Annotated in this window: 15 protein-coding genes and 1 tRNA gene; 1 reads left to right on the forward strand and 15 read right to left on the reverse strand. The window is 71.2% G+C overall.

Annotated elements, in window-relative coordinates; all coding sequences use genetic code 11:
* Window positions 1-8: 8 nt before the first annotated feature.
* From AC5L3C_RS16810 to AC5L3C_RS16825, 4 genes are all read right to left on the reverse strand, one after another.
* Entirely contained in the window at window positions 9-1556 is a 1548-nt protein-coding gene (locus tag AC5L3C_RS16810; RefSeq protein WP_493649709.1) for a TIGR02677 family protein, read from the reverse strand.
* A 249-nt stretch (window positions 1557-1805) separates the two neighbouring features.
* Window positions 1806-2312 carry a hypothetical protein gene (locus AC5L3C_RS16815; RefSeq protein WP_493649710.1) on the reverse strand — a complete coding sequence of 169 codons (507 nt, stop codon included), beginning with the start codon at window positions 2310-2312 and terminating at the stop codon, window positions 1806-1808.
* A gap of 241 nt (window positions 2313-2553) precedes the next feature.
* Window positions 2554-3507: a hypothetical protein gene (locus AC5L3C_RS16820; protein WP_493649711.1), complete on the reverse strand. Its 954-nt coding sequence runs from the start codon at window positions 3505-3507 to the stop codon at window positions 2554-2556.
* Window positions 3504-3944, reverse strand: coding sequence for a hypothetical protein (locus tag AC5L3C_RS16825; RefSeq protein ID WP_493649712.1), 441 nt, complete (start codon window positions 3942-3944; stop codon window positions 3504-3506). The genes AC5L3C_RS16820 and AC5L3C_RS16825 overlap by 4 nt, the downstream gene beginning before the upstream one ends.
* A 95-nt stretch (window positions 3945-4039) precedes the next feature.
* Here AC5L3C_RS16825 and AC5L3C_RS16830 point away from each other — a divergent pair, with 95 nt between their 5' ends.
* On the forward strand, window positions 4040-8494 hold the full coding sequence (locus AC5L3C_RS16830) for a CHAT domain-containing protein (RefSeq protein WP_493649713.1): 4455 nt from the start codon (window positions 4040-4042) through the stop codon (window positions 8492-8494).
* A 109-nt stretch (window positions 8495-8603) separates the two neighbouring features.
* On the opposite strand, the gene AC5L3C_RS16835 is transcribed toward AC5L3C_RS16830, so the two are convergent.
* The 11 genes from AC5L3C_RS16835 to bldG form a co-directional block, all read right to left on the reverse strand.
* A tRNA-Thr gene (locus AC5L3C_RS16835) sits at window positions 8604-8677 on the reverse strand.
* Between the two features lie 118 nt (window positions 8678-8795).
* Window positions 8796-10373 carry an alpha/beta hydrolase gene (locus AC5L3C_RS16840; protein ID WP_493649714.1) on the reverse strand — a complete coding sequence of 526 codons (1578 nt, stop codon included), beginning with the start codon at window positions 10371-10373 and terminating at the stop codon, window positions 8796-8798.
* Between the two features lie 106 nt (window positions 10374-10479).
* The gene (locus tag AC5L3C_RS16845; protein ID WP_493649715.1) at window positions 10480-11685 is read right to left on the reverse strand and encodes a DNA polymerase III subunit delta'; all 1206 of its coding nucleotides are present in this window, start codon (window positions 11683-11685) and stop codon (window positions 10480-10482) included.
* 180 nt (window positions 11686-11865) lie between these two features.
* On the reverse strand, window positions 11866-15039 hold the full coding sequence (gene tmk, locus AC5L3C_RS16850; RefSeq protein WP_493649716.1) for a dTMP kinase: 3174 nt from the start codon (window positions 15037-15039) through the stop codon (window positions 11866-11868).
* Window positions 15040-15193: 154 nt separating this feature from the next.
* On the reverse strand, window positions 15194-18058 hold the full coding sequence (topA, locus tag AC5L3C_RS16855; RefSeq protein ID WP_493649717.1) for a type I DNA topoisomerase: 2865 nt from the start codon (window positions 18056-18058) through the stop codon (window positions 15194-15196).
* A gap of 247 nt (window positions 18059-18305) precedes the next feature.
* Window positions 18306-18503, reverse strand: coding sequence for a hypothetical protein (locus AC5L3C_RS16860; RefSeq protein ID WP_493649718.1), 198 nt, complete (start codon window positions 18501-18503; stop codon window positions 18306-18308).
* 620 nt (window positions 18504-19123) lie between these two features.
* Window positions 19124-20653, reverse strand: coding sequence for a DUF7059 domain-containing protein (locus AC5L3C_RS16865; protein WP_493649719.1), 1530 nt, complete (start codon window positions 20651-20653; stop codon window positions 19124-19126).
* An 802-nt stretch (window positions 20654-21455) separates the two neighbouring features.
* A complete protein-coding gene (locus AC5L3C_RS16870; RefSeq protein WP_493649720.1) occupies window positions 21456-22046 on the reverse strand; it encodes a small secreted protein in 591 nt (196 codons plus the stop codon).
* A 193-nt stretch (window positions 22047-22239) separates the two neighbouring features.
* Complete coding sequence (locus AC5L3C_RS16875) at window positions 22240-24645, reverse strand: sodium-translocating pyrophosphatase (RefSeq protein ID WP_493649721.1); 2406 nt, start codon at window positions 24643-24645, stop codon at window positions 22240-22242.
* 321 nt (window positions 24646-24966) lie between these two features.
* Window positions 24967-25404 carry an ATP-binding protein gene (locus tag AC5L3C_RS16880; protein WP_125505052.1) on the reverse strand — a complete coding sequence of 146 codons (438 nt, stop codon included), beginning with the start codon at window positions 25402-25404 and terminating at the stop codon, window positions 24967-24969.
* A gap of 127 nt (window positions 25405-25531) precedes the next feature.
* Window positions 25532-25873, reverse strand: coding sequence for an anti-sigma factor antagonist BldG (bldG, locus tag AC5L3C_RS16885; RefSeq protein ID WP_003991900.1), 342 nt, complete (start codon window positions 25871-25873; stop codon window positions 25532-25534).
* Window positions 25874-25944 lie beyond the last annotated feature (71 nt).

Here is a 25944-nt window from a genome sequence, read left to right on the forward strand (position 1 = left end):
GGCCTCGCTCATGGGGTGACCTCCAGGCGCAGCCCGTCGAGATGGAGACGGCCGCGCACGGTGTCGACGGTGGTGAAGCCCTCGGCGGGGGTGAGGGTGAGCCGTACCCCGTGGGCAGAGCCGGAGGCTGCGGTGACACGGCGGCTGGCGGGGACACGGGCGGCGAGCGTCACGTCCAGCAGGGCGAGCAGTGCCCGCGTCTCCGGCTCGTCGAGCGTCCGGCCGTACACGCCGTCCGACGCGAGGGAGTTCGCGGCACTGCGGCGCTCGGCCTGTTCCTTGAGCTGGCCGGCGCGCAGCAGCGCTCGCCGGTCGTCGTCGCGCTCGATGCGGCCGGGGCCGTGCAGGGAGGGGGTGCGGCCGGACTGGACCAGGGTGCGGGCGAGTTCGACCGGCTCGGCCTCCCACCAGGACGTACGGGACGGGATCCGCTCGGGGTCGGCGTACGGGACGGCGATGTGGCGGGGTGCGCCGAGCCCGAAGACCGCCTGGAACAGGGCGTGCGCGTCCTCGTCGCTCTCGCAGGAGGTGAACCACTGGGCGAGATGGCGCAGTTGGCTCTCCCGGCTCACCCCGCCCCGGCGCGCCTCGGTGACCCGGCGCAGCAGGGCGAGGACGGAGCGGATCGCGGTGACGGTGGCGTCCTGCAGCCGCTCGGTCTCACTGTGCTCGCGCTCCGCGAACCAGTGGACGATGCCGTCCCACCGGTGCCGCCAGTCCGCGAGGCGCTCGGCGGGGCTGCGGAAGAGCCGTTCGTCGGCCTCGGCCGCGTACTCGATCATCCGGTCCACGCCGGTGGCCGCGGCCTTCTCGACCGCCTCGGCCAACAGCGGTGCGTAGCGCCCGATTTCGGCGGTGAACTCCCGCATGTGCGCGAGGAGCGTGTCCTTGTGGGCGAGGAACACCTCGGGCCGGGTGTCGTTGGTCCGGGCCAGATCGCCCAGCATGAGGTAGAAGCGGGCGGCGCGCTGCGCCATCTCGTTCAGCACCGAGTCGAGACGGCCCAGCTTGCGGTACACCTCCTCGCCGTCGCCCGCCGTGTTGGCCTCGGCCAGCGCGCGCAGGTCGCCGAGGATGTCGGGGAAGACGAGACGGGAGAGCTGTGCGTCCTCCAGACTCGCCCCGAGCACGTCCTCCACGGCCCGGTACGCCCGGTACCCGGCCTGGGTGAACTGGTACACGTAGTGCCGGTTGCGGTACTCGGCGAGGTTCGCGGCGCGTGTCCCGTCGTACGACCGGTCCAGGACCTGCCACTCCGCGAGCGCGTCGAGCAACGGCTGAACGCCGGCCGACCCTCCGACGGCGCCCGCGGCGGGATGGTCGACGGCGAGCCGCTCCAGCAGTCCCACCGTGTCCGAGGCGTGCAGCAGCACCTGGTAGTTGGCACGCCCGCGGTCGAAGGCCCGCAGCAGCCACAGGTACTCGTGACGCTTCTCGGCGGCGGCGAAGTGGAACAGCCGCAGCCGGTCGTCGAGAGAGAACGCGTCGATACCGAACGCGCCCTCGTCGACGGGGTCCGCGGCATCGGGCTCCGGGACGTCGAACTCGTCACTCACGGAACTGTGGGCTTCCCTTCTCCTCCGCTTCGGCCGGTGCACGTCCGGCCGGACGTGCACCACCGGATCCACACCAGTCTGCCGCACCCCGATCGGTGCGTGTGAGCCGCTCCCCGGCCCATGCCACCTGTGCTACCGTGCGCCCGTTTCACGCTCCCTGCCGGGCGGTGGCCGCCGTAGGGACCCGCCCGGCGGCCGGCTCAGCGGCGGATCGCCGCGTACGCCCCGAGCCACCCCGTCCCCAGCCGGTCACCGCCCCTGGTGAAGACGGCCGCCCCGCTCTTGCCGGCCGAGTTGTCCGACGGGTCGTCGGGTGGCAGGAGCAGGGTGCTCTCCTCGCCGTCGCCGATGTGCAGGGGTGGTGGTCGCGCCGTCCCACAACCGGATCACCGAGCCCGGTGGGGCCGCCACCCGGACCTCGCCGTCGTCCTCCCGCAGGTCAAGGTGGACGCCGGTGGCGCGCTCCGCGAGCAGCGCGCGGTAACGGTCCGGGGGCAAGGCGCAGTCGTTCGGCGGTGTCGTCCCACTCCAGTCGGGGGCGTCGACGCCACGGGCGCGGGCCGCGCGCCACATCCGGGGAACGAGATCGGGCGCGAGCGGGGCGATGGCCATCCGCTCGCACATCCACAGCAGCCGCCCGGCCCCACGGCCGGGCCCCAGTGCGCGCCACCGGATGCGCTGGGCCAGGTCACCGGCGGCGACGGCCGCCCACGGGTGGACCGTGCCGATCGGGCCCTGCGCGTCATGAGTCCACACAACCCCTGATGATCACGCGGTGGCCGTACCCGTTCGCAGCCGGGTCCGCGACAAGATCGCGAAGTCACACTGGAGTACTAGCTACTCACCATCTGGCCGGCCGAGCACGCCGGCTTCTTCGCCGTCCGCAGACGATACCGACGACGCGTTCCGCCGACGTGCACGTGAACGGCTCCACCGCCAGCAAGCACCGTAGGCCTCGGGCTGCCGCAGTGGGTAGCGTGAGCCGCTCGTTGGCGCTTCAGGCCGGTGGGGACTCGGCCGGCTGGACAAAGGTCGGCTCCGGGTTCCGGGAGCCTGTGTGCAGATAGGTGGTCAGGCGCGCGCCTTCGGTCCGCTCGTCGCGTGGATTGGTCGGCAGGGGCCAGTGGGCCGCCTGGTAGAGAAGCCGACGGTGAACGTCGAAACAGGACTCGACGACATCGCCGACGGCAAACGCGGCCGGGAGCATCCTCGCGTATGCCGCAGCGGCTACTAGCAGCGCTGCGGGAAGAGCCCACCAGCACCACACGGTCCACAAGGTGAACAGGGCTCCGCAAATAAACACTTGAACTGTCAGCAGCAGCGAGGTGTAAGCGGCTGCGGTCTCCTGTCGCGCGGTGTCGGGCAGTAGTAGCCACAGCCTCGGCCAGCACACCATGGGGTCGAGACCGTAGCGGGCACGTATGCGGGACTCCGCCGCACGGAGGCTGTTCCCCAACCGGGTCGGCATCCGTTGGACGCGCTGCGCCGGTACGCGGCGGTGACGGCGCTCGAGACGTGCCCGTTCCGCCAGTTCGCCTGCGGTGAGTTCAGGAAGCGATCTGGCCGCGAGCTGCCGCAGGCGCAGTGACTGTACGTCGGAGCGGTGTGACAAACGGGCCCGCAGTGTGCTTGCCAGGGGCGCGAAAGACGCAGGCCAATAACCTTGCAGAGCGCGCAGAACTGGAATGGCGAGTTGCTGCAACGCCAAGCCGGAGAGGACGATCAAAGTGAGGGGCGCCACCACGTAGATCCCCTGCACGATCGCCGGCTGCCCTTGGCGCTCGCGCCCGAAGGCGAGAGCTCTGGACGTCCAGCCTCCGTCCCGGGACTCTGAACCCGATAGCCAGGCGACCATTCCGCCGACCCAGAACGCGAACGCGGGCGAGAAGAGCGCGGCCACCCAGCGCTCGGCCAGCCGTCCGCCGACGCCTCGCCAGAAGTCTCCGATCACGGCGTGCTCATACCCCCGGACGTGTTGGTCAGCACCGTGCCATCGTTCGGGCAAGACTCTGGCGGCTGGTCGTCCTCGTCGGCGTCAAGGACCACCCAGAACCGCCCGCACCGGGGGCAGACGTGTCGTTCATACCCAACGAAGGGATCGCCGGCGAGGCGCACGTGCCGATCGGTACCGGGATCGGGACCCACCAGTTCGTTCAGCCGCTCTCGGGTACGGTGCCGAGCCGCCAGCATCACCAAGATCTCGTCGAGCGCATCGCCCCTAACCGCGGTGGCGTCCGACCTTAACCGGGTGAGCAACGCTCCGAATTCCGCCCGTACGTCAGGCTCGCCGGGCAGCAGTTCGGGAAGTTCCTCGGCGAGACGCTCGATGGCGTGAACCAGACGAGCTTCCTCGGACGCAGTACTGTGGTCGAAGTCATCGAAGGACACGGTTCATTCTGGCCTGCGGGGACGGCAGGGACAAAGCGAACATGTCAAGTCGGAAGAGAAGGGTGGCACGCACGCCTCGTTCGTCCGGCGACTCCATGAGCCGCGATGAGGCGACCGCTGTGCTGCATGCCCTGATCAAGGCTTACTCGATATCCGTTTTGAGGCATGGCAGTGTTTCCGGGATGAGCGCGTGGTTCCGTGCGCACCCCCGGGCACTGACGCCCGCCTTCGAGGCATTCCTGAGGTCGATCCTCGACACGCGCGGTGCGGGCGTGGAGGCCGTGGTGTCCCACCCTGCCAAATTCGCGCTTCGCGTGATCCACCTCTGCAGGGACGTCGGAGACGAGAGAGGGCTCGCCCGACTCGCCAAGGCGTCGGCGCACAAGGCCGAGTTCGAAACACTCATGGCCCGGCTGGAGGAGGGTTTCCGGTCGCCTGATTCCCTGCACGAGGCGACGGCGCTGTGCGAGCGACTCTTCGATCACCCCTTCATGATGGTCGTGGAGCCCGAAGCCCACACGATTCTGCTCATCCGGATGAGCGTGCTGCTGCGCACAGTGCAGCTTCTCGCGAGCCGATCCGTCCCGGGCCTGCCGAACCTTCGTATTCGCGTCGCGCAGGCGGCCCTGGATCCGCCCCCGCAGGACGGGAGTCAGCATGCCGAGTTGCTCGTGCTCCTCGGGCATGCCTACACGGACCGTGGCGAGCACACCGGCGACATTGAGGACCTGCGTAGGGCCCTGACTCTTTATGAAGAGGCGTGCGGCATCACGCCCGAGGGTGATCCCGAGCGTGCGGACCGCATACACAACATCGGGGCCGCGTGGCGAGATCTCCATGCCATGGCCGAAGAGCGGGACGCACTGGACCAGGCCATCGTGCTGTTCGAATGCGCGGTAACGCTGAGAGGCGAACACACCCTCTACGCCAACAACCTCGCGGCTTCGCTGCGCGACCGATTCCGTCGAGACGGTGAGCCGGCGGATCTAGACCGATCCATCGCCGCGTTCGAGCGCCTCGCAGCCACTGCCTCAAAGACCGATGTCGAACTTCCCCGTGTCCTCACCGACTATTCCGCTGCCCTGCGGGAACGCTTCCACCTCACCTCCGCTCCGGCTGATGTCGACCGGGCCGTCGAGCTCGGCGAGCGCGCGATCGCGCTCGGACCCCGCGGACCGCTTCTCGTCCGATGTCTGACGGAACTCGGCGTGACGCTGGCCGCTCGCGCGTCGGCCCGCCGTGACGAGGCCGATATACGGCGGTCCGTCAGCCTCTTGGAACAGGCGCAGGCGGTGACGAGACCCGGCTCGCGACTGCATAGGCTGGCGGTGGTCCAAAGCGCCATTGTGCAGGGGGGCTGGGATTTCGAGAAGTCCGACGGTGTCTCACAGACAGTGCCCGTCCTGCGCGCCGCGCTCTCCGAGACAGCGGAGGGCACGGGGGACCACCGAAGGCTGACGCAGCTGCTTCTCGAATTGGAGCCGCCGTACGCACTGCAGAGCCGGGACCCGGAGGAAATCACGCGTGCCATCGCCCGGCTCGAGGCCTGTGCCCCGGACGGGAACGAGGACTCGCCGAGTCAGGTCGACGTGACGCGTCCGCTGGCGGATCTTTACGTCATGCGCGGCGTGGTGAACTCCTCGCTCGCCGATCTCGACAGCGGCATCACGCTGGGGCGGGAGGCGGCGGCCGAGGCCGCGCTTGCTTGCGGTTTTGCCGAGCGCTTCGCTCTGACTCTGCAAGTGGACGACTTGGAGAGGGCGCTCACCGCAATCACGTACCCCTCTATCTTATCCGCAACCTCCTGGTACGACTGGCAACATGGAGTCCAAGGGATCGTCGGGACGGCGAGGCGGCATCGGGAACTCCCCGACGGGCAGGACATGACGAAGGTCGCCCTCCGCCTCGTGAGCCGACGCATGGGGACGCCGGGACCCGCGGCGTCGGTCCACGCCATTCTCACCAGTCAGCTCCTCGTGCACCGGTATGAGACCAGCGGGGATCAGGAAGATCTGCGCCATGCCACCGAGATACTGGAGGCCCAGCTCGCGACCACGCCACCCGACACGACGTTCTACGATCACCTGCTCCGACAGGCCGGGGCTCGGTGGCGCGAGCAGTACTCGCTTTCGGCCAGCACGACGGCCTTCAGTCGCACGACCGAACGACTGGGACACGCCCTGAGCAGGTGCGAGCCCGGCAGTACTGACTATCGGCTCGTCATGGGAAACCTGGGAACCGCGCTGCGGGCTCACTACAACGTCACGGGCGATCTCGGTTATCTCGACAAGGCCATCACCGCCTATGAGCGGTCGACGTCCGGTTGGGTCAGCGAAGACGACGGGCCTTCGAGGGCGGTCGGGATTGGCAATCTCGCCAACGCGCTGCGCGCCTCCTACGACGCCACGGGCGAAGGGGACCGGCTCAATCGCGCGATCAACCTGCACGAACAGGCAGTGGCAGCGTTACCGCCCGGCCACCCTGACCTCCCGCGGTGCCTGTTCAACCTGGCGAATGCGCTGATGACCCGGTTCTCCGGGTCGGACAAGCAGCGCGCCGATCTGGAGCGCTCCCATGCACTGCTGAGACGCGTACTCGACGAGATCCCCGACGGGTCTCCGTTGCGCCGAGACACCGTCATGACTCTGAGTATGGCGGCAGCTGCGAAGTTCGGGGTCACCGACGAACCGGCAGACCTGGACGAGGCCGTCGAACTGGCTCGGAAGGCGGTGCGTTCCTCCCGGGAGGGCACTCTGATGGAGAAACACACGGCCCTCCAACTCGCCTCGGTTCTGAGCACGCGCCACACACATCAAGGAAACACGTCAGCCGGCGCCGAAGCCACGGCCATCTTCCGAAGGCTCTGCACGGAGACCGAGGTGACCGACCCGCGGGTGAAGCGTGCCGCGAGCGTGGAGTGGGCACACTGGGCCGCTGGGCGTGGGGCCTGGGGGGAGGCGGCAGAGGCGTCCCGTGCGGCGACCGAAGTGCTGGGCGAGCTCGTGCGTCTTCAGGTGAGCCGCGGGCTGCGCAATCGCGTGATCGGGCAGAACCCGGACTTCGGGGCGTTCGCCGCATACGCCCTCACCCGGTCCGGAGACCGCGAAGCCGCGGTCATGGCGGTGGAGATGGCCCGGGCCGTTTCCCTCAGTGAAGTTCTCCAACTCGGTTCCGCGGACGTCGGATGGTTGAGCGAGCATGGTCACCACGGTCTGGCCGAACGCTTCGAGGCCGCAGCGGCTCGCTGGCTGGCCGCCGCAGACGACAGTCTGGATCGTGACCTGCTCGGCGGCGCCCACGTCGTGGACTTCGCCGAGCACGACGCCGCGGTCAGGGCCGCCCGTTCGAACCTCGAGGATCTTGTCGATGAGATCAGGGCCACTACCGGTCGAGCCGAGTTTTTCAGGCCGCCGAGCTTCGCCGATGTGGTCACAGGCGCGCCCGACCGCCTGGTGTATCTTGTCGCGACCAAGTACGGCGGGGCGGCCCTCATCGTCGACAAGGGCGACGTCCGCCCCCTGGATCTACCAGCGTTGACGACGGAGCAGGTCACTGGCTGGCTGGTAGCGCTGATTCAGGACGGAACGCTCAACTGGTGGGCCCGGCTCGAGACCGTCGCGCGAGAGCTGTGGGATACGGTCCTCGGCCCTCTCACGGTGGCATTGGGTCAGGGGCCCGTGACGCTCATTCGGAGTGGCTATCTCGAACTGCTGCCGCTGAACGCCGCATGGACCCCCGCACCGGACAGGCCAGGGGGGCGTTGCTACGTGATCGACGACATGCCGATCGGCACCGTCCCGAACGCCCGGGTCCTCGCCACCGCCGTCGCCCGCGCCGAGCGCGCCGGGCAGACCAGTGTGCTCGCCGTCCAGGATCCTCAGCCCGTATCGGCCGCGCCCCTGCCCCAAGCGGCCATTGAAGTAGCCGGAATCCGCTCCTACTTCCCCGACGGTGTCGTCCTGGCCGGAGAGCGGGCGGTTCCGGCCGCGGTCCTTCCCCTGCTCAAGGACCACGATGTGATTCATTTCGCCTGCCATGGCAGCGCAGACCTGTTCAACCCGCTCAACAGTTCGCTGACCCTTGCCGGAGACACACCTTTGGAGCTCAGGGACATCCTCAATGCGCGGCTCGGCGAGCAGAATCCTGTCCGTCTGGTTGTCCTCTCGGCATGCGAGACGGGCGTGATCGGACTGGACGTGCCCAACGAGGTCGTCAGCCTGGCGAGCAGCCTGCTCGAAGCTGGAGTGGCAGGCGTGATCGCCTCCCAATGGCGAGTCCCCGATCTGTCGACCTGTCTCCTCATGCTCCGCTTCTACGCCGAATGGAAGGCCAATGGCCGCACAGCGGACTCGGCGCTCCACACGGCCCAGCGCTGGCTCCGTGACACCACCAACAAGGAGAAGGCCGGCTACTTCGCGCCGGGAGCACCCAACGGTCTACCGCCCGCGGCTGCGCGCGGCCTGTGGCGTACCCTCATCCGGCTCGAGCCGGGCCACAAGAGTTTCGCCCACCCCGTGCACTGGGCCGGTTTCGTCTTCGTGGGAGCGTGAGCTGCTACCAGGCCGTACCGACGACTCCGGAGATCCTTGCTAGACCTCGGCAGTACCGTGACACGAAAAAACCCAGATCAGTGGTGGTCCGACATGGGTTTTCATCGAGAGCCGCCTTCGGGATTCGAACCCGAGACCTACGCATTACGAGTGCGTTGCTCTGGCCATCTGAGCTAAGGCGGCGTGCTGTGTGCACCATGGTGCGATCAGCGACGTCGGTAAGTCTACACAGTTTCCGAGGGTGCTTCGTACCGGCCCCGGGGGCGGGCCCCGGTGGGGGGATCCGGGGCCGGTGGCACCGTTATGAGCAGCGCTTTCCGTCCTTCGGCGGGGTGCCGGCGATCAGGTAGGTGTTGATCGCGGAGTCGATGCAGGCGCTGCCCCGGCCGTAGGCGGTGTGGCCGTCGCCGTCGTAGGTGAGGAGGCGGGCCGAGGAGAGCTGGCCGGCCAGGGCCTCGGCCCAGCGGTACGGGGTCGCGGGGTCGCGGGTGGTGCCGACGACGACGATCGGGGCCGCGCCCTTCGCCTCGATGCGCCGGGGCTCGCCCGTGGCCTCCACCGGCCAGTGCGCGCAGTTCAGGGAGGCCCACGCGAGGCCCTCACCGAAGACCGGGGACGCCTTCTCGAAGTCGGGGAGGGCCTGTCGCACCTCGTCCGGGGACGCGAAGGCGGGCGGGAGGTCCAGGCAGTTCACGGCCGCGTTGGCGAACATCAGGTTGGTGTACTCGCCCTCGGCGTCCCGTTCGTAGTAGCTGTCGGAGAGGAAGAGAAGTCCGGCGCCGTCGTTCTCGCGCATCGCCGCCGTCAGGGACTCGCGCAGCTGCTGCCAGGCGCCCTCGTCGTACATGGCGGCGATCACGCCCATCGTCGCGAGCGACTCGGTGAGCCGGCGGCCGTCGGCGTCGCCGGTGGGGATCGGGCGGGTGTCGAGGTCGTCGAAGAACGCCTTGAGGTTCTTGCCGGCCTGCTCGGGAGTGGTGCCCGCGCCGCCGAGGGGGCAGTCGCTCTGGCGCACGCAGTCCTTCGCGAAGGCGGTGAACGCCGTGTCGAAACCCTCCGTCTGCTCGAGGTTGAGCCGCCGCGGGGACAGCGAGGGGTCCATCGCGCCGTCCAGGACGAGACGGCCCGTGCGGTCCGGGAACAGTCCGGCGTAGGTCGCCCCCAGGAAGGTGCCGTACGAGGCGCCCACGTAGTGGAGCTTGTCGTCGCCCAGCGCCGCCCGCACGATGTCCATGTCCCGGGCCGCCTCGACGGTCGACACGTGGCGCAGCAGCCGCGGCGCGTCCTGCCCGCAGCCCTCGGCGAACTTCTTGTACGCCGCGACCAGCGCGTCGGTCTCCTTCGCGTCGTCGGGCGTGACGTCCGTCCGCGTGTACGCGTCCATCTCGGGCCCGTCCAGGCACTCGACGGGCTCGCTGCGGGCGACGCCGCGCGGGTCGACGGCGACCATGTCGTAGCGGGCGCGCACGTCCGCCGGGTAGCCGATCCCGGCGTACGCCTGGAGGTAGCCGATCGCCGATCCGCCCGGGCCGCCGGGGTTGACCAGGAGGGAGCCCAGGCGCTTGCCCGGGCCCGTGGCCTTCTTGCGGGCGACGGCGAGACGGACGTCACCGGCGGACGGTTCGGCGTAGTCGAGCGGGGCGGTCAGCGTGGCGCACTGGAAGCCGGGGGCGCCGCAGTCGCGCCAGGCCGGCTTCTGCTCGTAGTACCGGGTGAGCTCCGCGGGGGTGGAGCGGGGCAGGGGCGTCAGCGCCGCCGTCTGCTCCGCCTGCGAGCTGGCCGTGCTCGTCGAACTCCCGGAGGAGCAGCCCGCGACGAGCAACGCGGCGAGCAGGGTGGCTCCGGTACGGATCCCGCGAGGGGTGCGCCTTGAGTGCATACGGCGATCGTAACTGTGCGCAACGGATCGGACGCTCTGCGCGCACACCGTGCCTCGTACGGGCTACGGCGGCAGGGCGGCCGCAGTGGTGGGCAACAGGTGTGCGTCAGCCCGATCTGAGCGCCATCGTCATCGCCTCCACCGCGAGCAGCGGGGGCACATTGCGGTCCAGGGCCTCGCCGCACGCCGCGATCGCCTCGATGCGGCGGAGCGTGGACTCCGGGGAGCTGCCGCGGGCCAGACGCTCCAGCGTGTCCTCGGCGTCCGTGTTGGCGAGGGCGATGCGCGAGCCGAGCTGGAGGGCGAGGACGTCGCGGTAGAAGCTGGTCAGGTCCGTCAGCGCGATGTCGAGGCTGTCGCGCTGGGTACGGCTTCTGCGGCGCTTCTGCATGTCCTCGAGGTCCTTGACCACGCCCGCCGTGCCGCGCGGCAGCCGTCCGCCCTGGGCCGCGCCGAGCGCCGCCTTCAGCTCCTCGGTCTCCTTGCCGTCCGTCTCCTCGGCGAGCTGCTTGGCGTCCTCGGCGGCGGCGTCGACGAGTTCCTGTGCGGCCTTGAGGGCACCGCCGACGTCCTCGACGCGCAGGGGCAGTTTCAGCACCGCGGCCCGGCGGGCGCGGGCCGCGGGGTCGGTGGCCAGACGGCGGGCCCGGTCGACGTGGCCCTGGGTGGAGCGGGCGACGGCGGCGGCGACGTCCGGCTCGATGCCCTCACGCCGCACGAGCATGTCGGCGACGGCCGCCACCGAGGGCGTGCTCAGGTTGAGGTGGCGGCAGCGGGAGCGGATCGTCGGCAGGACGTCCTCGACGGAGGGGGCGCACAGCAGCCAGACGGTGCGGGGGGCGGGCTCCTCGACGGCCTTGAGGACGGCGTTGGCGGACTTCTCGTTCAGCCGCTCGGCGTCCTCGACGAGGATCACCTGCCAGCGGCCGTTCGCCGGGGCGGTGAAGGACTTGCGGACCGTGTCACGCATGTCGTCCACGAGGATCTGGGCGCCGACGGCGGCGATCGAGCTGACGTCGGCGTGGGTACCGACGAGCGCGGTGTGGCAGCCGTCGCAGAAGCCGCAGCCGGCGGCGCCGCCGAGCGCGCGGTCGGGGCTGACGCACTGGAGGGCGGCGGCGAAGGCGCGCGCCGCCTGGTTGCGTCCCGCGCCGGGCGGTCCGGTGAACAGCCAGGCGTGCGTCATCTTCGACGCCTCGGGCGGGGGCGTGCCGGTCGCCTCGGCGGTGACGAGCGCGTCGGCGTCCCGGGCGGCGGCGGCGAGCTGGTCGCTCACCCGTTCCTGCCCGACGAGGTCGTCCCACACGGTCATGGGGCGGTCCTCCCTTCCGTCGCGTCCGTCACGTCTGCCTTACGGGATCCGTCTGCCCTGTCTGCCCTACGGGCTCCATTGTGCGGGTGGGCACTGACAACCGGGGCACCGCCGGCACGGATACGCACCGACCCCGCGGACACGCGCCCTGCCCGGCACCGACCCGCACCCGCCGTCCGGTCAGCGCCCGCGTCGCCGCCCGCGTCCCCGGCCGCCGTCGTCCTCGTCGTCGGGCTCCTCGTCGCGGGGGCCCAGCAGTTCGTCGGCCAGGGTGGGCAGGTCGTCCAGGGGGGTCTCCTCGGCCCAGTCGGAGCGCTGCAGGCGTCGGCGCGGCGCGTGCTCGGAGCCGACCTGCGGCAGTTCGCGCGTACGGTCGTCGCCGCCGTCGGGGGCACCGGGTCCGGGCTCGTCATCGCGCACCGGGGGCAGCACCGCCGTCTCGTCCGCGGCGCCCGGCGGCACGGGCGGCAGCACCGCGGTCTCCTCGGCAGCGTCCTGCGGGACCTGCGGCCTGGGCAGCTCGGTCGTCACCTCGGCGTCCGGCACCCCGTCACCGGGGCGTCCGGCCCGCCGTGCGGCGTCCTCGTCCGGTACCCGCGGCAGCTTGGCCGTCTCGTCCACGGGTCCGCCCGGGGCGTTCGTCGGCGTCACCACCGGCGTCGGCACGGTCACCGCCTCATCCGCCTGCCGGCCGGAGGACGGCGCGCCCTCGGCGCCGCGCTTCGGCTTCGGCGGTCCCGCCTCGGCCGCGGCAGCCGCCTGCTCGGCCATCCGCCGGGCCTCCTCCGCGCGCAGCAGCGCCTCCTCGGCCTTGCGCTGCTTCTCCAGGCGCAGGGCCTCGGCCTCGGCACGCAGCCGGGCCTCCTCCTCGGCCTGCTTGCGGCGGCGCTCCTCCTCCGCCTTGCGACGGGCTTCCTCCTCGGCCCGCGCCTTCTCCTCGGCGAGCAGCCGCTGCCGCTCCTCCTCGGCGCGCCTGGCCGCCTCCTCGGCCCGGCGGCGGGCCTCCTCCGCCTGCCGCTCGGCCTCGCGCCGCTGCGCCTCCTCCAGCTCGCGCCGCTTGCGCTCCTCCTCCTCGGCGCGCAGCCGCTCCAGCTGCTCCTGGCGCTCGCGCTCCAGACGCTCCTCCTCGGCCTTGCGGGCCGCCTCCTCCTCCGCCTTGCGGCGGGCCTCCTCCTCGGCCTTGCGGCGGGCTTCCTCGCGAGCCTGGATCTCGGCCTCGGACAGCGGCAGCACCTGGTCGAGCCGGTGCCGGATCACCGTGGTGACCGCCTCCGGCTCCTGACCGGCGTCGACGACCAGGTAGCGGCCGGGGTCGGCGGCGGCGAGGGTGAGGAATCCGGCCCGCACGCGCGCGTGGAACTCGGCCGGCTCCGACTCCAGCCGGTCCGGCGCCTCGGTGAAGCGCTCCCGCGCGGTCTCCGGGGCGACGTCCAGCAGCACCGTCAGGTTCGGTACGAGCCCGTTGGTCGCCCAGCGGTTGATGCGGGCGATCTCGGTCGGCGACAGGTCGCGCCCCGCCCCCTGGTAGGCGACGGAGGAGTCGATGTACCGGTCGGTGATGACGACCGCGCCACGCTCCAGGGCGGGCCGCACGACGGTGTCGACGTGCTCCGCGCGGTCCGCCGCGTACAGCAGTGCCTCCGCGCGGTGCGAGAGACCGGCGCTGGAGACGTCCAGCAGGATGGACCGCAGCCGCTTGCCGACCGGGGTCGCGCCGGGCTCGCGGGTGAGGACGACCTCGTGCCCCTTGGAGCGGATCCAGTCGGCGAGGGCCTCGGCCTGGGTGGACTTGCCGGCGCCGTCGCCGCCCTCCAGGGCGATGAAGAAGCCGGTGCCGACGGGCACCTGGTCGGGGTCGTCACCGCCGAGCAGCGCGTCGCGCAGGTCCTGGCGCAGCGGCACCCCGGAGCGGTCGTCGACCTTGGCCAGCACCAGGGCGGCCACCGGCAGCAGCAGGGCGCCGATCAGCATCAGGGTGAACGCGGCACCGCCGTGCGCGAAGACGAACCGGCCGTTCTCCAACCGGTGAGGGCCGATGGCCGCGGCGGCCAGCGGGGCGACGACCGCGCCGAGCGCCACCAGGACGCGTACGACCGCGTGCAGATGCTCGGTGGTGCGGATCCGGCGCTGTTCCTCGGTCTCCTGGTCGAGCAGCGTGTGGCCGGTGCTGGCGGCCATGCCCGCGCCGATGCCCGCCAGCGCCATGATCAGCACCACGCTGGTGACGTCCGGTACGAGCCCGGCGGCCAGCAGCGCGACCCCGGTGAAGGCGAGGGACAGCGCGAGCAGCCGGCGCCGCGACAGGGCCGGCAGCAGGACGGGCGCCGTCCGGATGCCGACGACGACACCGCCGGTCAGCGCGCCCACCAGGAGGCCGTAGAGCACCGGGCCGCCGCCCAGGTCCTTGGCGTGCAGCACCGCCACGGCGACGGCGGCCGACACGGCGGCGGCGACGGACGCGGAGGCCAGCACCAGCAGCGGCAGCGCCCCTGTGCGGCCCTTGTCGGGACCGGCGGCGCTCCTGGGGCGGCGCAGGCCCTCCAGCGGGGAGCGCGCGCGGGGGGTGCGGGTGTCGGGCAGTTCCAGGAAGGTGACGAGGGACAGGGACGCGGCGAAGAGTCCGGCCGCGACGTACGACGCCAGCGCGGCCTGGTGCTCGTCGAACCACGCGACGCCGGTGCCCAGGAGGTTGTTGAACAGGGCCGCGCCGACGAGCGTGAGGGCCGCGAGCGGTATCGCCACGAAGCTCGTGCGCAGCGACAGGCGGCGCAGCGCGTCCATGTGGTCGGGCAGCGGCCGTACGGTCGCGCCCTCGGGCGGCGGAGCGGGCAGCAGCGCGGGCGCGGCGCTCTCCCGGCAGACCGTCCAGAACCGCTCGGCGACACCGGCCACGAAGGCGGTGACGAGGAGCACGGCCAGTGCGTTGTCGGGCGTCCAGTCGATCCACAGCGGGGCCACGATGAGCAGCGCGGCGCGCAGCCCGTCGGCGCCGACCATGGTCCAGCGGCGGTCCAGCGGCCCGTCCTGCGCGGTGAGCGAGGTGAGCGGGCCGAGGAGCACGGCGCCGAACAGCAGCGTCGCCAGGATGCGCACGCCGAAAACGGTCGCCACTGCGAACGCCGCACCGCGGTAACCGCCGCCGAACGCACCTTCGAGGACGGCCGCCTGAAGGGCGAGCAGGATCAGCACCAGGAGGGCGAGGACGTCGCCGACCCCGCCCACGAGCTGCGCGCTCCACAGCCGTTTCAGCTGCGGCCGGCGCAGCAGGGCGCGGACGGCACGCTCGCGGGAGTCCGCGACAAGGGCGTCGTCGGGGGCCGGTTGAGAGGCCGTTGGCTGCTCGGCTCGCGTCATGCGTTCAGCCTATCGGCCCGCGCCGACGGCCCGGAGCTACCCGCCTGGCATGCACACACCCCGACACCAAAGTGTTGCCGGGGCGTTCGCATTCCGAACGCCGGGCGAAGACCGCCCGGCGTCGCCGCGGTGGGGGTGCCGGCGCCCCCACCGGTCAGTCCTCGGCGCCGTTCGAGGCGGCAGCCTTCTTGGCGGCTGTCTTCTGCGCCGTCGTCTTCTTGGCGGCCGTGGTCTTCTTGGCGGCCGTCGTCTTCTTCGCCGCGGTCTTCTTCGCCGGCGCCTTCTTGGCCGCCGCCTTCTTGGTGGCCTTCTTCGCGGTCTTCTTGGCGGGGCCCTTCGCCCGCTTCTCGGCGAGCAGCTCGAACCCGCGCTCCGGCGTGATCGTCTCGACGCTGTCGCCGGAGCGCAGGGTCGCGTTGGTCTCCCCGTCGGTGACGTACGGGCCGAAGCGGCCGTCCTTCACCACGACCGGCTTCTCGCTGACCGGGTCGGTGCCCAGTTCCTTCAGCGGCGGCTTGGCCGCGGCCCGGCCACGCTGCTTGGGCTGGGCGTAGATCGCCTGCGCCTCCTCCAGCGTGATCGTGAAGATCTGCTCCTCCGACTGCAGCGACCGCGAGTCGGTGCCCTTCTTCAGGTACGGGCCGTAGCGGCCGTTCTGCGCGGTGATCTCCTGGCCGTCGGTGTCGACACCGACCACGCGCGGCAGCGACATCAGCTTCAGCGCGTCCTCGAGCGTCACCGTGTCCAGGGACATCGACTTGAGGAGCGAGGCCGTGCGCGGCTTGACCGCGTTCTTGCCCGTCTTCGGGGTGCCCTCGGGCAGCACCTCCGTGACGTACGGGCCGTAGCGGCCGTCCTTGGCGACGATCGTGTGCCCGGTCGCAGGGTCGGTGCCCAGCTCGAAGTCGCCGCTGGGCTTGGCGAGCAGTTCCTCGGCGAGCTCGACGGTCAGCTCGTCGGGCGCCAGGTCCTCGGGGATGTCGGCCCGCTGGTGCTGCTCGCTGTCCTTCTCGCCGCGCTCGATGTACGGGCCGTAGCGCCCGACCCGCAGCACGATGCCCTTGCCCATCGGGAAGGACGACACCTCGCGCGCGTCGATGGCGCCCAGGTCGGTCACCAGCTCCTTGAGCCCGCCGAGGTGGTCCCCGTCGCCGTTGCCCGCCTCGGCCGCGTCACCGTTGCCGGCTCCCTCACCGAAGTAGAAACGCTTCAGCCACGGCACGGCCCGCGCCTCGCCGCGCGCGATGCGGTCGAGGTCGTCCTCCATGCGCGCGGTGAAGTCGTAGTCGACGAGCCGGCCGAAGTGCTTCTCCAGCAGGTTGACCACGGCGAAGGAGAGGAACGACGGCACCAGAGCCGTGCCCTTCTTGAACACATAGCCGCGGTCGAGGATCGTCCCGATGATCGACGCGTACGTCGACGGGCGGCCGATCTCGCGCTCTTCCAGCTCCTTGACCAGCGACGCCTCGGTGTAGCGGGCCGGCGGCTTGGTGGCGTGACCGTCGACCGTGATCTCCTCGGCGGTGAGGGCGTCGCCCTCGTTCACCTGGGGCAGCCGGCGCTCGCGGTCGTCGAGCTCGGCGTTCGGGTCGTCGGCGCCCTCGACGTACGCCTTCAGGAAGCCGTGGAAGGTGATCGTCTTGCCGGAGGCGCTGAACTCCGCGTCCCGGCCGTCGGACGCCGTACCGCCGATCTTCACGGTGACGGAGTTGCCGGTGGCGTCCTTCATCTGCGAGGCGACGGTCCGCTTCCAGATCAGTTCGTACAGCTTGAACTGGTCACCGGTCAGCCCGGTCTCGGCGGGCGTGCGGAAACGGTCCCCCGAGGGGCGGATCGCCTCGTGCGCCTCCTGCGCGTTCTTGACCTTGCCCGCGTAGGTGCGCGGCTGCGGCGGCAGGTAGTCGGCTCCGTACAGCTGCGTGACCTGGGCACGGGCGGCGGCGACCGCCGTGTCGCTCAGGGTCGTCGAGTCCGTACGCATGTAAGTGATGTAGCCGTTCTCGTACAGCTTCTGCGCGATCTGCATGGTGGCCTTCGCGCCGTAACCGAGCTTGCGGCTCGCCTCCTGCTGGAGCGTCGTCGTACGGAACGGGGCGTACGGCGAGCGGCGGTACGGCTTGGACTCGACGGAACGCACGGCGAACCGCGTGTTCTCCAGGGCGGCCGCCAGCGCGCGGGCGTTCACCTCGTCGAGGTGGAGCGTGTTCGCGCTCTTCAGCTGCCCCAGGGAGTCGAAGTCACGGCCCTGCGCGATCCGCCGCCCGTCGACCGACTGCAGGCGGGCGACCAGCGACGACGGGTCCGAGGCGTCCCCCGCGCGGCCCGATGGGGGTCCCCCCGCCGGAGTGAAGTCGGAAGTGGGGGAGAAGGTGCCCGTCAGGTCCCAGTACTCGGCGCTGCGGAACGCCATGCGCTCCCGCTCCCGCTCCACCACGAGCCGGGTGGCGACGGACTGGACACGGCCGGCCGACAGCCGGGGCATGACCTTCTTCCACAGGACCGGCGAGACCTCGTAGCCGTAGAGACGGTCGAGGATGCGGCGGGTCTCCTGGGCGTCGACCAGCTTCTGGTTGAGCTCGCGCGGGTTGGCCACGGCCTGGCGGATCGCGTCCTTGGTGATCTCGTGGAAGACCATCCGCTTGACCGGGATCTTCGGCTTGAGCACTTCCTGCAGATGCCACGCGATGGCCTCGCCCTCGCGGTCCTCATCGGTGGCGAGGAAGAGTTCGTCGGACTCCTTCAGCAGGTCCTTGAGCTTCTTGACCTGGGCCCGCTTGTCCGCGTTGACCACATAGATCGGCTGGAAGTCACGGTCGACATCCACACCGAGCCGACGCACCTCGCCGGTGTACTTCTCGGGTACCTCCGCAGCGCCGTTGGGAAGGTCGCGAATATGCCCGACGCTCGCCTCGACGATGTAGCCAGGGCCGAGATAACCCTTGATCGTCTTCGCCTTGGCAGGCGACTCGACGATGACGAGTCGGCGGCCGCCGTTCGCGGTCTCGCTGGTCGGGGACAACTTCGCTCTTCTCTCCGGTCGACGCTGGGGCCTCCCCAGGCGCTCTCCCCCGGGGGTCGGGTCATGGTGACGCTGCGGAGTGTGACGGTACATCCCGCCCCCGTGTCAAACGGGAAAAGCCCGCAACGGCCACTCGAACGGTAACCCGACTACCACCGTTCCTGCCGCCCGGAGTGTCCAGACTCCGCCCGGGTACATGCGGAGCGCAACCTTTCGGTTACCGCGGGCGGCCGGAGTTCCCCGCTCTTCACAGCCGGGTGAGGGACCACGCGCCGAGGGCCAGGGCGGTCACCGCGACGAGCCCGGCGACGGCGAGGGATGCGACGGGGCTCACATCCTGGGCGACCGGGCGGTGCTGCCGCGCGCGGGTCACGGTCCAGGTCAGCAACGCGGCCCCGAACAGGCAGAACACCACTCCCGTGAAGATCGCCGGTCCGCTCTCCATGACTCCCCCGCGCCCCTCTTTCCCGTCCAGTGACACCGGCCCGGACGGGACGCTGCCACCCCCGGGCGGCGCCCCGGCGAACCGGAGGTGAACGGGGGTGCTACGGAGCGGAGCAACTCGGCCGGAACCGGTCCGGGCCGGCGACGGAAATTTTCGGAGGGATGTGAAAAGGAGGCCGGCGGTGCATGGTGCGGGCGGGACGGATGCGACGGGTGAGGGTGCTGTGACTGCTGGTGTCCGGCGGGTGGACCGGACCGGTGGGTCCGGGCGCGGTGCACCGATGGCCCGGGCGCGGTGGCCCGGTGGCCCGAGCGCGGTGGCCCAGTGGCCCGAGCGCGGTGGCCCAGTGGCCCGAGCGCGGTGGCCCAGTGGCCCGAGCGCGGTGGCCCAGTGGCCCGAGCGCGGTGGCCCAGTGGCCCGAGCGCGGTGCACCCGAAGGGTCTCGCGGCGTGCACCCGCGGGGCCGGTACCGAGCACCTGGGTGGTCGTGCGGTGTGCCCGCGGGGTCGGCACGGCGTCGCTGCCGGGGCCCGGCGCCGTGCACCCGCGGGGTCGGCGCGTGCCGCGGACGGGCGGCTGCGCGTGCCGCCGACGGGCCGGCTCCGCGTCGCGGCGCCCGCTCAGCGGGCCGGCTCCAGGAAGCCCTGCTCCACCAGCAGCCGGATCTGGGCCGGCGTGCGGTCGCGCAGCACCACGGGGTCCTCGCCGAGGAGCTGGGCGATCGCGTCCAGGATCCGGCCCGCGCTCATGGTGCCGTCGCACACCCCGGCGAAGCCCGCGCCGACCGTGTCCACCTTGGTGGCCCGGCGCATCCCGCGGTTCTGCCGCAGCACGACGTGCTCCGGGTCCTCGGCACCGGGCAGCCCGACCTGCTCCTGCACGACCTCGGGGGCCAGCTCGAAGCGCGCCTCCAGCAGCGCCGCGTCGTCGTGCGCCCGCAGATAGCCGAGCCGCTCGAAGTGCGCCCGGACCGTCTCGCCGAGCGGCTGCTCGACCGGGTGCGGCCACTCCTCCACCGTGACCGCGGGCACGGTGGAACCCGACTTGCGCAGGGTGATCCAGCCGAAGCCGACCGCCTTCACCTTCCGCGCCTCGAACTCGTCCAGCCACGCGTCGTACCGCGCCCGGTACGCGGCCGCGTCGCCGCGGTGGTCGCCCGCGTCGCGCAGCCACAGCTCGGCGTACTGGGTGACGTCCTGCACCTCGCGCTGCACGATCCAGGCGTCGCACCCGCGGGGCACCCATGATCTGAGCCTGTCCTGCCAGTCCTCCCCTTCGACGTGCTGCCAGTTGGCGAGGAACTGCGCGAACCCGCCCTCGTTCAGCCGTTCCCCCGACTCCTGAACGATCGTGCGGCACAGATCGTCCCCGCCCATCCCGCCGTCGCGGTAGGTCAGCCGGGCCCCCGGGGAGATCACGAAGGGCGGGTTGGACACGATCAGGTCGAACGTCTCGTCGTGACGGACCGGCGTGAACAGCGACCCCTCGCGCAGATCGGCGGCCGGGGCCCCGGACAGGGCCAGGGTCAGCGCGGTGATGTGCAGCGCGCGCGGGTTCACGTCGGTGGCCGTCACGCGGGTGGCGTGCCGCGCGGCGTGCAGGGCCTGGACACCGGAACCGGTGCCGATGTCGAGCACGGAGGCCACAGGCGTACGGACGGTGATGCCGGCCAGGGTCGTGGAGGCGCCGCCGACGCCGAGCACCACGCCCTCGTCCCGGCTGCCGATGCCGCCGGCGCCGCCGACCGCGCACCCGAGGTCGGAGACGATGAACCAGTCCTCGCCGGACGGCCCGCCGTACGGCCGCACGTCCACGGCCGCGGCGAGCTCGTCCGCACCGGTGCGGGTCAGCCACCCGCTCTCCAGGCAGACGTCGACGGGCAGGACGTCCGCCACGCGCGCGTACGGCACCGGCTGTTGCAGCAGGAACAGCCGGACCAGCGGCTCCAGCGGGGTGTCCCCGCGCGTGACCCGGAGGGCGGGCACCGTCTCGCTGCGGGCCAGCGCCGCGTAGGCGGGGGCGCCGAGCAGATCGAGCAGTCCGTCGGCGGTGAAGGAGGCTGCGAGCAGCGCGTCCCGCAACCGCGCGGCGGCGTCGGGACGGTCGGACGAGGGCAGGGGCGGCAGGCTGACGTCACTCACGCCCCCCATTGTGGCGTCCACCCTCCCACCGCGCGTACGACGGCAGCGGCGGACCGGGGGGCCACGACTGCCAGGGGTGGTGCGGCCCGGAGCCGCGTGCACTGCCGGGGCCCTGGAGCCCGGGGCCGGGTGCACTGCCGGGGCCCTGGAGCCCGGGGCCGCGTGCACTGCCGGGGGCCCGGCGGGCCGGGGCACTGCGACGGCCAGGGTTCACGTAGCCCGGAGACCCTGCGGCCGCCGAGACCCCTGCGGCCCGGGGCCGCGTGCACTGCCGGAGTTCTGGCCGACCGGGACGGCCGGGGCCGCGCAGCCCGGAGACCCTGCGGCTGCCACCCCGGAGGCCATGCGGCGCCGAAGTCCTGCGGCCCCGGGCTACGTGCACTGCCGGGGGCCTGGCGGGCCGCGCCCGCAACGGCCAGGGTTATCCGGCCCGGAGGCGGCCGCCGGGGGTCGCAGCCCGGAGCCGCATGCGCCTCCCGGGCCGTCCGGGGCACCGCGACTGCCGAGGTCGCGCGGCCCGGAAGCCCTGCGGCCGCCGGGGTCCCGCAGCCCCGGGCCGCGTGCACTGCCGGGGGCCCGGCCGACCGGGACACCGCGACTGCCGGGAATCCTGGCGGCCGGGGCTCTGCGGCTCCCGGCGGTCCTGCGGTCCTGTGGTCCTGCGGCCCAGGACACTGCGACTGCCGAGGACCTGGTGGTCCGAGGCTGCCGCCAGCCGGGGGTTCTCCGGCCCGAGGGCCTTGCGGCTGCCAGGGGTCCCGGGGGGCCAGGGCGGCCCGCGACCCCCGGGGTCCTGGTTAACGGTGCGGCGTCAGCTCTTGGTGGCGCCCGCCGACGCCGTCGCGGTCTGGCAGCTGGGCTGACGGGCCATGGCCTGGCCGACGTCGCCCTCCTCCAGCGCGCTGAGGGCGTTGTTGCCGCTCCTGCTCAGCTCGTCCAGCTCGGCGGCGATGTCCTTCAGACCGTCGGCGAACTCCGCCTGGTCGTCGGTGTCGAGGCCGTCGACCTGCTTCTGCAGCGAGGCGTAGGAAGCGGAGATACCGTTGAGCTCCTTGACCGCGTCCTGCTGCTTCTTCTCGCCGTCCTCGACGTCCGGCGCCCCGGCCTTGTTCACGGCGGCGCCGATCGCCTTGTACGCGTCGGACATGTCCTGGAACGCCTTGGAGTCGGCCTTCTGGACCTCTTCCGGAGTGCTGTTGTCCGAGGTCTCCTTCTGGATCGCGGCGTTGGCCGACCTGATCTTGGCCGCCTGCGGCTGCACCGAGTCGCAGACCTCCTTCGCCCAGGCGTCGAGCTCTTCGTTGCTGTCGTCGCCACCGCATCCCGTGAGCGCCAGTACCAGTACCGCACCGCCGGACAGTGCGGCCGCGAGCTTCTTGTTCACCGGGTTGGTCCCTTCCATGGCCTTCGGCCCCGGAAGATACACGCCGGATGGGCGACGACCACCCGTCGAACGTCCGTTAAGACAACTTTTGAAGCCATTTGCACCAAGCGAGAGAAGGCTCACGACGACGGTGCCGAGACGACGGTGCGGGCGGGTGGCACGCCAATGCATGCCACCCGCCCGCACCTTGATGCGGTGTCCGCCGTCCGCCCTAGGAAACCACCGCCGGATCGGGCGACTTGGGCTCCGTCTCGGGGCTGTCCTCGCCGTCCACGGCGATCCCGCGGCGCTTGGACGCATAGACCGCGCCGACGATGACGGCCAGCGACAGCACCGCGATGAGCACCCGCATCCCGGTGCTCTCGTCCGCTCCGTAGGAGAACTTGATGACCGCGGGCGCGATGAGCAGCGCCACCAGGTTCATCACCTTCAGCAGCGGGTTGATCGCGGGCCCCGCGGTGTCCTTGAAGGGGTCCCCGACGGTGTCCCCGATCACGGTCGCCGCATGGGCCTCGCTGCCCTTGCCGCCATGGTGACCGTCCTCGACGAGCTTCTTGGCGTTGTCCCAGGCGCCACCGGAGTTGGCGAGGAACACCGCCATCAGCGTGCCCGCGCCGATCGCTCCGGCGAGGAAGGCGCCCAGGGCACCCACACCGAGGGTGAACCCGATGAAGATGGGCGCCATCACGGCGAGCAGTCCGGGCGTGGCGAGTTCGCGCAGGGCGTCCTTGGTGCAGATGTCGACGACCTTGCCGTACTCCGGCTTCTCGCTGTAGTCCATGATCCCGGGCTTCTCGCGGAACTGCCGCCGCACCTCGTAGACCACCGAACCCGCCGACCGCGACACCGCGTTGATCGCCAGCCCCGAGAAGAGGAAGACGACCGCGGCGCCGGCGATCAGGCCGACGAGGTTGTTGGGCTGGGAGATGTCCATCATCAGGCTCATCGGCGCGCCCTCACCGCTGAGCCGCTCGCCCACGTCTCTCGCGCCGGTGGTGATGGCGTCCCGGTACGAGCCGAACAGCGCCGCCGCAGCCAGGACGGCCGTGGCGATCGCGATGCCCTTGGTGATGGCCTTGGTGGTGTTGCCGACCGCGTCCAGGTTGGTGAGCACCTGGGCGCCCGCGCCCTCGACGTCGCCGGACATCTCGGCGATGCCCTGCGCGTTGTCGGAGACCGGGCCGAAGGTGTCCATGGCGACGATCACACCGACCGTGGTGAGCAGTCCGGTGCCGGCCAGCGCCACCGCGAACAGCGCCAGCATGATCGACGTACCGCCGAGCAGGAACGCCCCGTAGACGCCGAGACCGATCAACAGCGCGGTGTAGACCGCCGATTCGAGGCCTATGGAGATACCGGACAGCACGACCGTGGCCGGACCGGTGAGCGAGGTCTTGCCGATGTCCCGCACGGGACGCCGGGTGGTCTCGGTGAAGTAGCCGGTGAGCTGCTGGATGAGGGCGGCCAGCACGATGCCGATGGCCACCGCGACGAGGGCGAGGATCCGCGGGTCGCCGCCCTTGTCCGCGATCGCCGTGTCGGTGACGCCGTCCAGGTCCGCGTAGGACGACGGCAGGTAGACGAACACGGCGATCGCGACGAGGACGACGGAGATCACCGCGGAGATGAAGAACCCGCGGTTGATCGCGGTCATGCCGCTGCGGTCGGCGCGCCTCGGCGCCACGGCGAAGATGCCGACCATGGCGGTGAGGACTCCGATCGCCGGCACCAGCAGCGGGAACGCCAGCCCCGCGTCGCCGAACGCCGCCGAACCGAGGATCAGCGCGGCCACCAGGGTCACGGCATACGACTCGAAGAGGTCGGCCGCCATGCCCGCGCAGTCGCCGACGTTGTCGCCCACGTTGTCGGCGATGGTCGCGGCATTGCGCGGATCGTCCTCCGGAATGCCCTGCTCGACCTTGCCGACCAGGTCGGCGCCGACGTCGGCGGCCTTGGTGAAGATGCCGCCGCCGACCCTCATGAACATCGCGATGAGCGCGGCCCCGAGGCCGAACCCCTCGAGCACCTTCGGCGCGTCCGCCGCGTAGACCAGCACCACGCAGGAGGCGCCGAGCAGGCCGAGGCCCACGGTGAACATGCCGACGACGCCGCCCGTACGGAAAGCGATCTTCATCGCTTTGTGCGAGACGGCGGTGAGATCCTTTTCCGGCTCGCCCTCGGCCGGAGTGGCTTCGCGTGCCGCTGCCGCGACCCGCACATTGGTGCGTACGGCGAGCCACATGCCGATATAGCCGGTGGCCGCCGAGAACGCCGCTCCGATCAAGAAGAACACCGATCGTCCGGCACGCTGATTCCAGTCGTCCGCGGGCAGCAGCATGAGCAGGAAGAACACGACGACGGCGAATACGCCGAGCGTGCGCAACTGGCGGGCCAGATAGGCGTTCGCGCCCTCCTGTACCGCTCCTGCGATCTCCTTCATGCTGTCGGTGCCCTCGCCTGCCGCGAGCACCTGGCGCACCAGGGCTCCCGCGACCACGAGCGCCGCCAGTGCGACGACCCCGATGGCCACCACGAGCAGGCGGTTGTCGTCGGTCAGCACGGCGGCCGCGAGGGTTGTGGGTCGGCCCGACTCGTATGAGATGGAAAGCCCCGCCATTCGTCCTCCTTGACGCTTGGGCTGAGCTCAAGATGTGGACGGGATTGTAGGTACCGGAACCTGATCAAAACAGAGCGCGGGAAATGTAAATGGCCTGCACGCACTCTTCCCAATGATCGTCGGGCGGCCAGTTGCCCGAAATCGGTAATGCCCTTGAGGCATTCACGTGATCGCATTTCCAGGACACCGGTCGATCGTGAAGGAATTCACGCGATCAACCGCTCGAGACCACTGTAAGGGCGGGTGCCGACACCCGCACATGGCGAAGGGCCCCCACCAGGGGGCCCTTCGGAAAACGGGTCGCTGTCCGGGTGAACCGGGTCAGGCGAGGACGGTGGGCGGCGGCACGGTCGGCCACCTCATGCGGATCGATCCGCCGCTCTCCCCCGCGCTGACCTCGACGTCGTCGACGAGTCCGCTGATGACCGCGAGGCCCATCTCGTCCTCCTCGGTCTCCCCGTCGGCGTCGGCGGATCCGTCACCGGATCCGCGGTCGCCGGGGACCGCGTGGGGCGCTTCGTCGCCGACCTCGATGGAGAACTGTTTCTCCTCCTCGATCAGCAGCACCCTCACGGGCGCCGAGATGCCACCGTGCTGGTGCAGCCCCACGGCCCGGGTGCACGCCTCACCGACGGCGAGCCGGACCTCGTCGAGGACGGCCTCGTCCACTCCGGCCCTGCGCGCCACCGCGGCCGCCACGAGACGGGCGGTCCTGACATGCTCGGGCAGCGCGCTGAAGCGGAGTTCAACGGTGGCCATGCATCCCCCTCGCAACTACGGGCGTGCTGTGGAGAGGCCGGGCCGCCGGACGCCCGGCCCTCCTCATGGTCCTTCTTCCGCGTTCTTCCTCCGCCCTCCGGGGCACCGGGGGGCGGAAACGCGGTGGTCAGTCGGTCGCCGCCACCGCTTCCTCGACCGAGGTGTGGATCGGGAACACCTTGGTGAGGCCGGTGATACGGAAAATCTTCAAGATGCGCTCCTGGTTGCAGACCAGGCGCAGTGAGCCCTCATGGGCTCGGACACGCTTCAGGCCGCCGACCAGCACGCCGAGTCCGGTGGAGTCGAGGAAGTCCACGCCTTCCATGTCGACGACAAGGTGGAAACTGCCGTCATTCACCAGCTCGACCAGCTGCTCGCGCAGCTTGGGCGCGGTATATACGTCGATTTCGCCACCGACCCTGACGATCGTGCGATCGCCCATGGTCTCGGTCGACAGGGACAGGTCCACGGATCCTCCAGCACCTAGCTATCGAGCGGTCGCCCTTGGGGCATCTCGGCTCAGCCCCCGGGACGGTTCGC

It is taken from the genome of Streptomyces speibonae (assembly GCF_984686075.1).

Coding starts and splice junctions, on each gene's coding strand:
- AC5L3C_RS16830 (WP_493649713.1), top strand. CDS start 4,040: ATGAGCCGCGATGAGGCGACCGCTGTGCTGCATGCCCTGATCAAGGCT.
- AC5L3C_RS16840 (WP_493649714.1), bottom strand. CDS start 10,373: ATGCACTCAAGGCGCACCCCTCGCGGGATCCGTACCGGAGCCACCCTG.
- AC5L3C_RS16845 (WP_493649715.1), bottom strand. CDS start 11,685: ATGACCGTGTGGGACGACCTCGTCGGGCAGGAACGGGTGAGCGACCAG.
- tmk (WP_493649716.1), bottom strand. CDS start 15,039: ATGACGCGAGCCGAGCAGCCAACGGCCTCTCAACCGGCCCCCGACGAC.
- AC5L3C_RS16860 (WP_493649718.1), bottom strand. CDS start 18,503: ATGGAGAGCGGACCGGCGATCTTCACGGGAGTGGTGTTCTGCCTGTTC.
- AC5L3C_RS16865 (WP_493649719.1), bottom strand. CDS start 20,653: ATGGGGGGCGTGAGTGACGTCAGCCTGCCGCCCCTGCCCTCGTCCGAC.
- AC5L3C_RS16870 (WP_493649720.1), bottom strand. CDS start 22,046: ATGGAAGGGACCAACCCGGTGAACAAGAAGCTCGCGGCCGCACTGTCC.
- AC5L3C_RS16875 (WP_493649721.1), bottom strand. CDS start 24,645: ATGGCGGGGCTTTCCATCTCATACGAGTCGGGCCGACCCACAACCCTC.
- AC5L3C_RS16880 (WP_125505052.1), bottom strand. CDS start 25,404: ATGGCCACCGTTGAACTCCGCTTCAGCGCGCTGCCCGAGCATGTCAGG.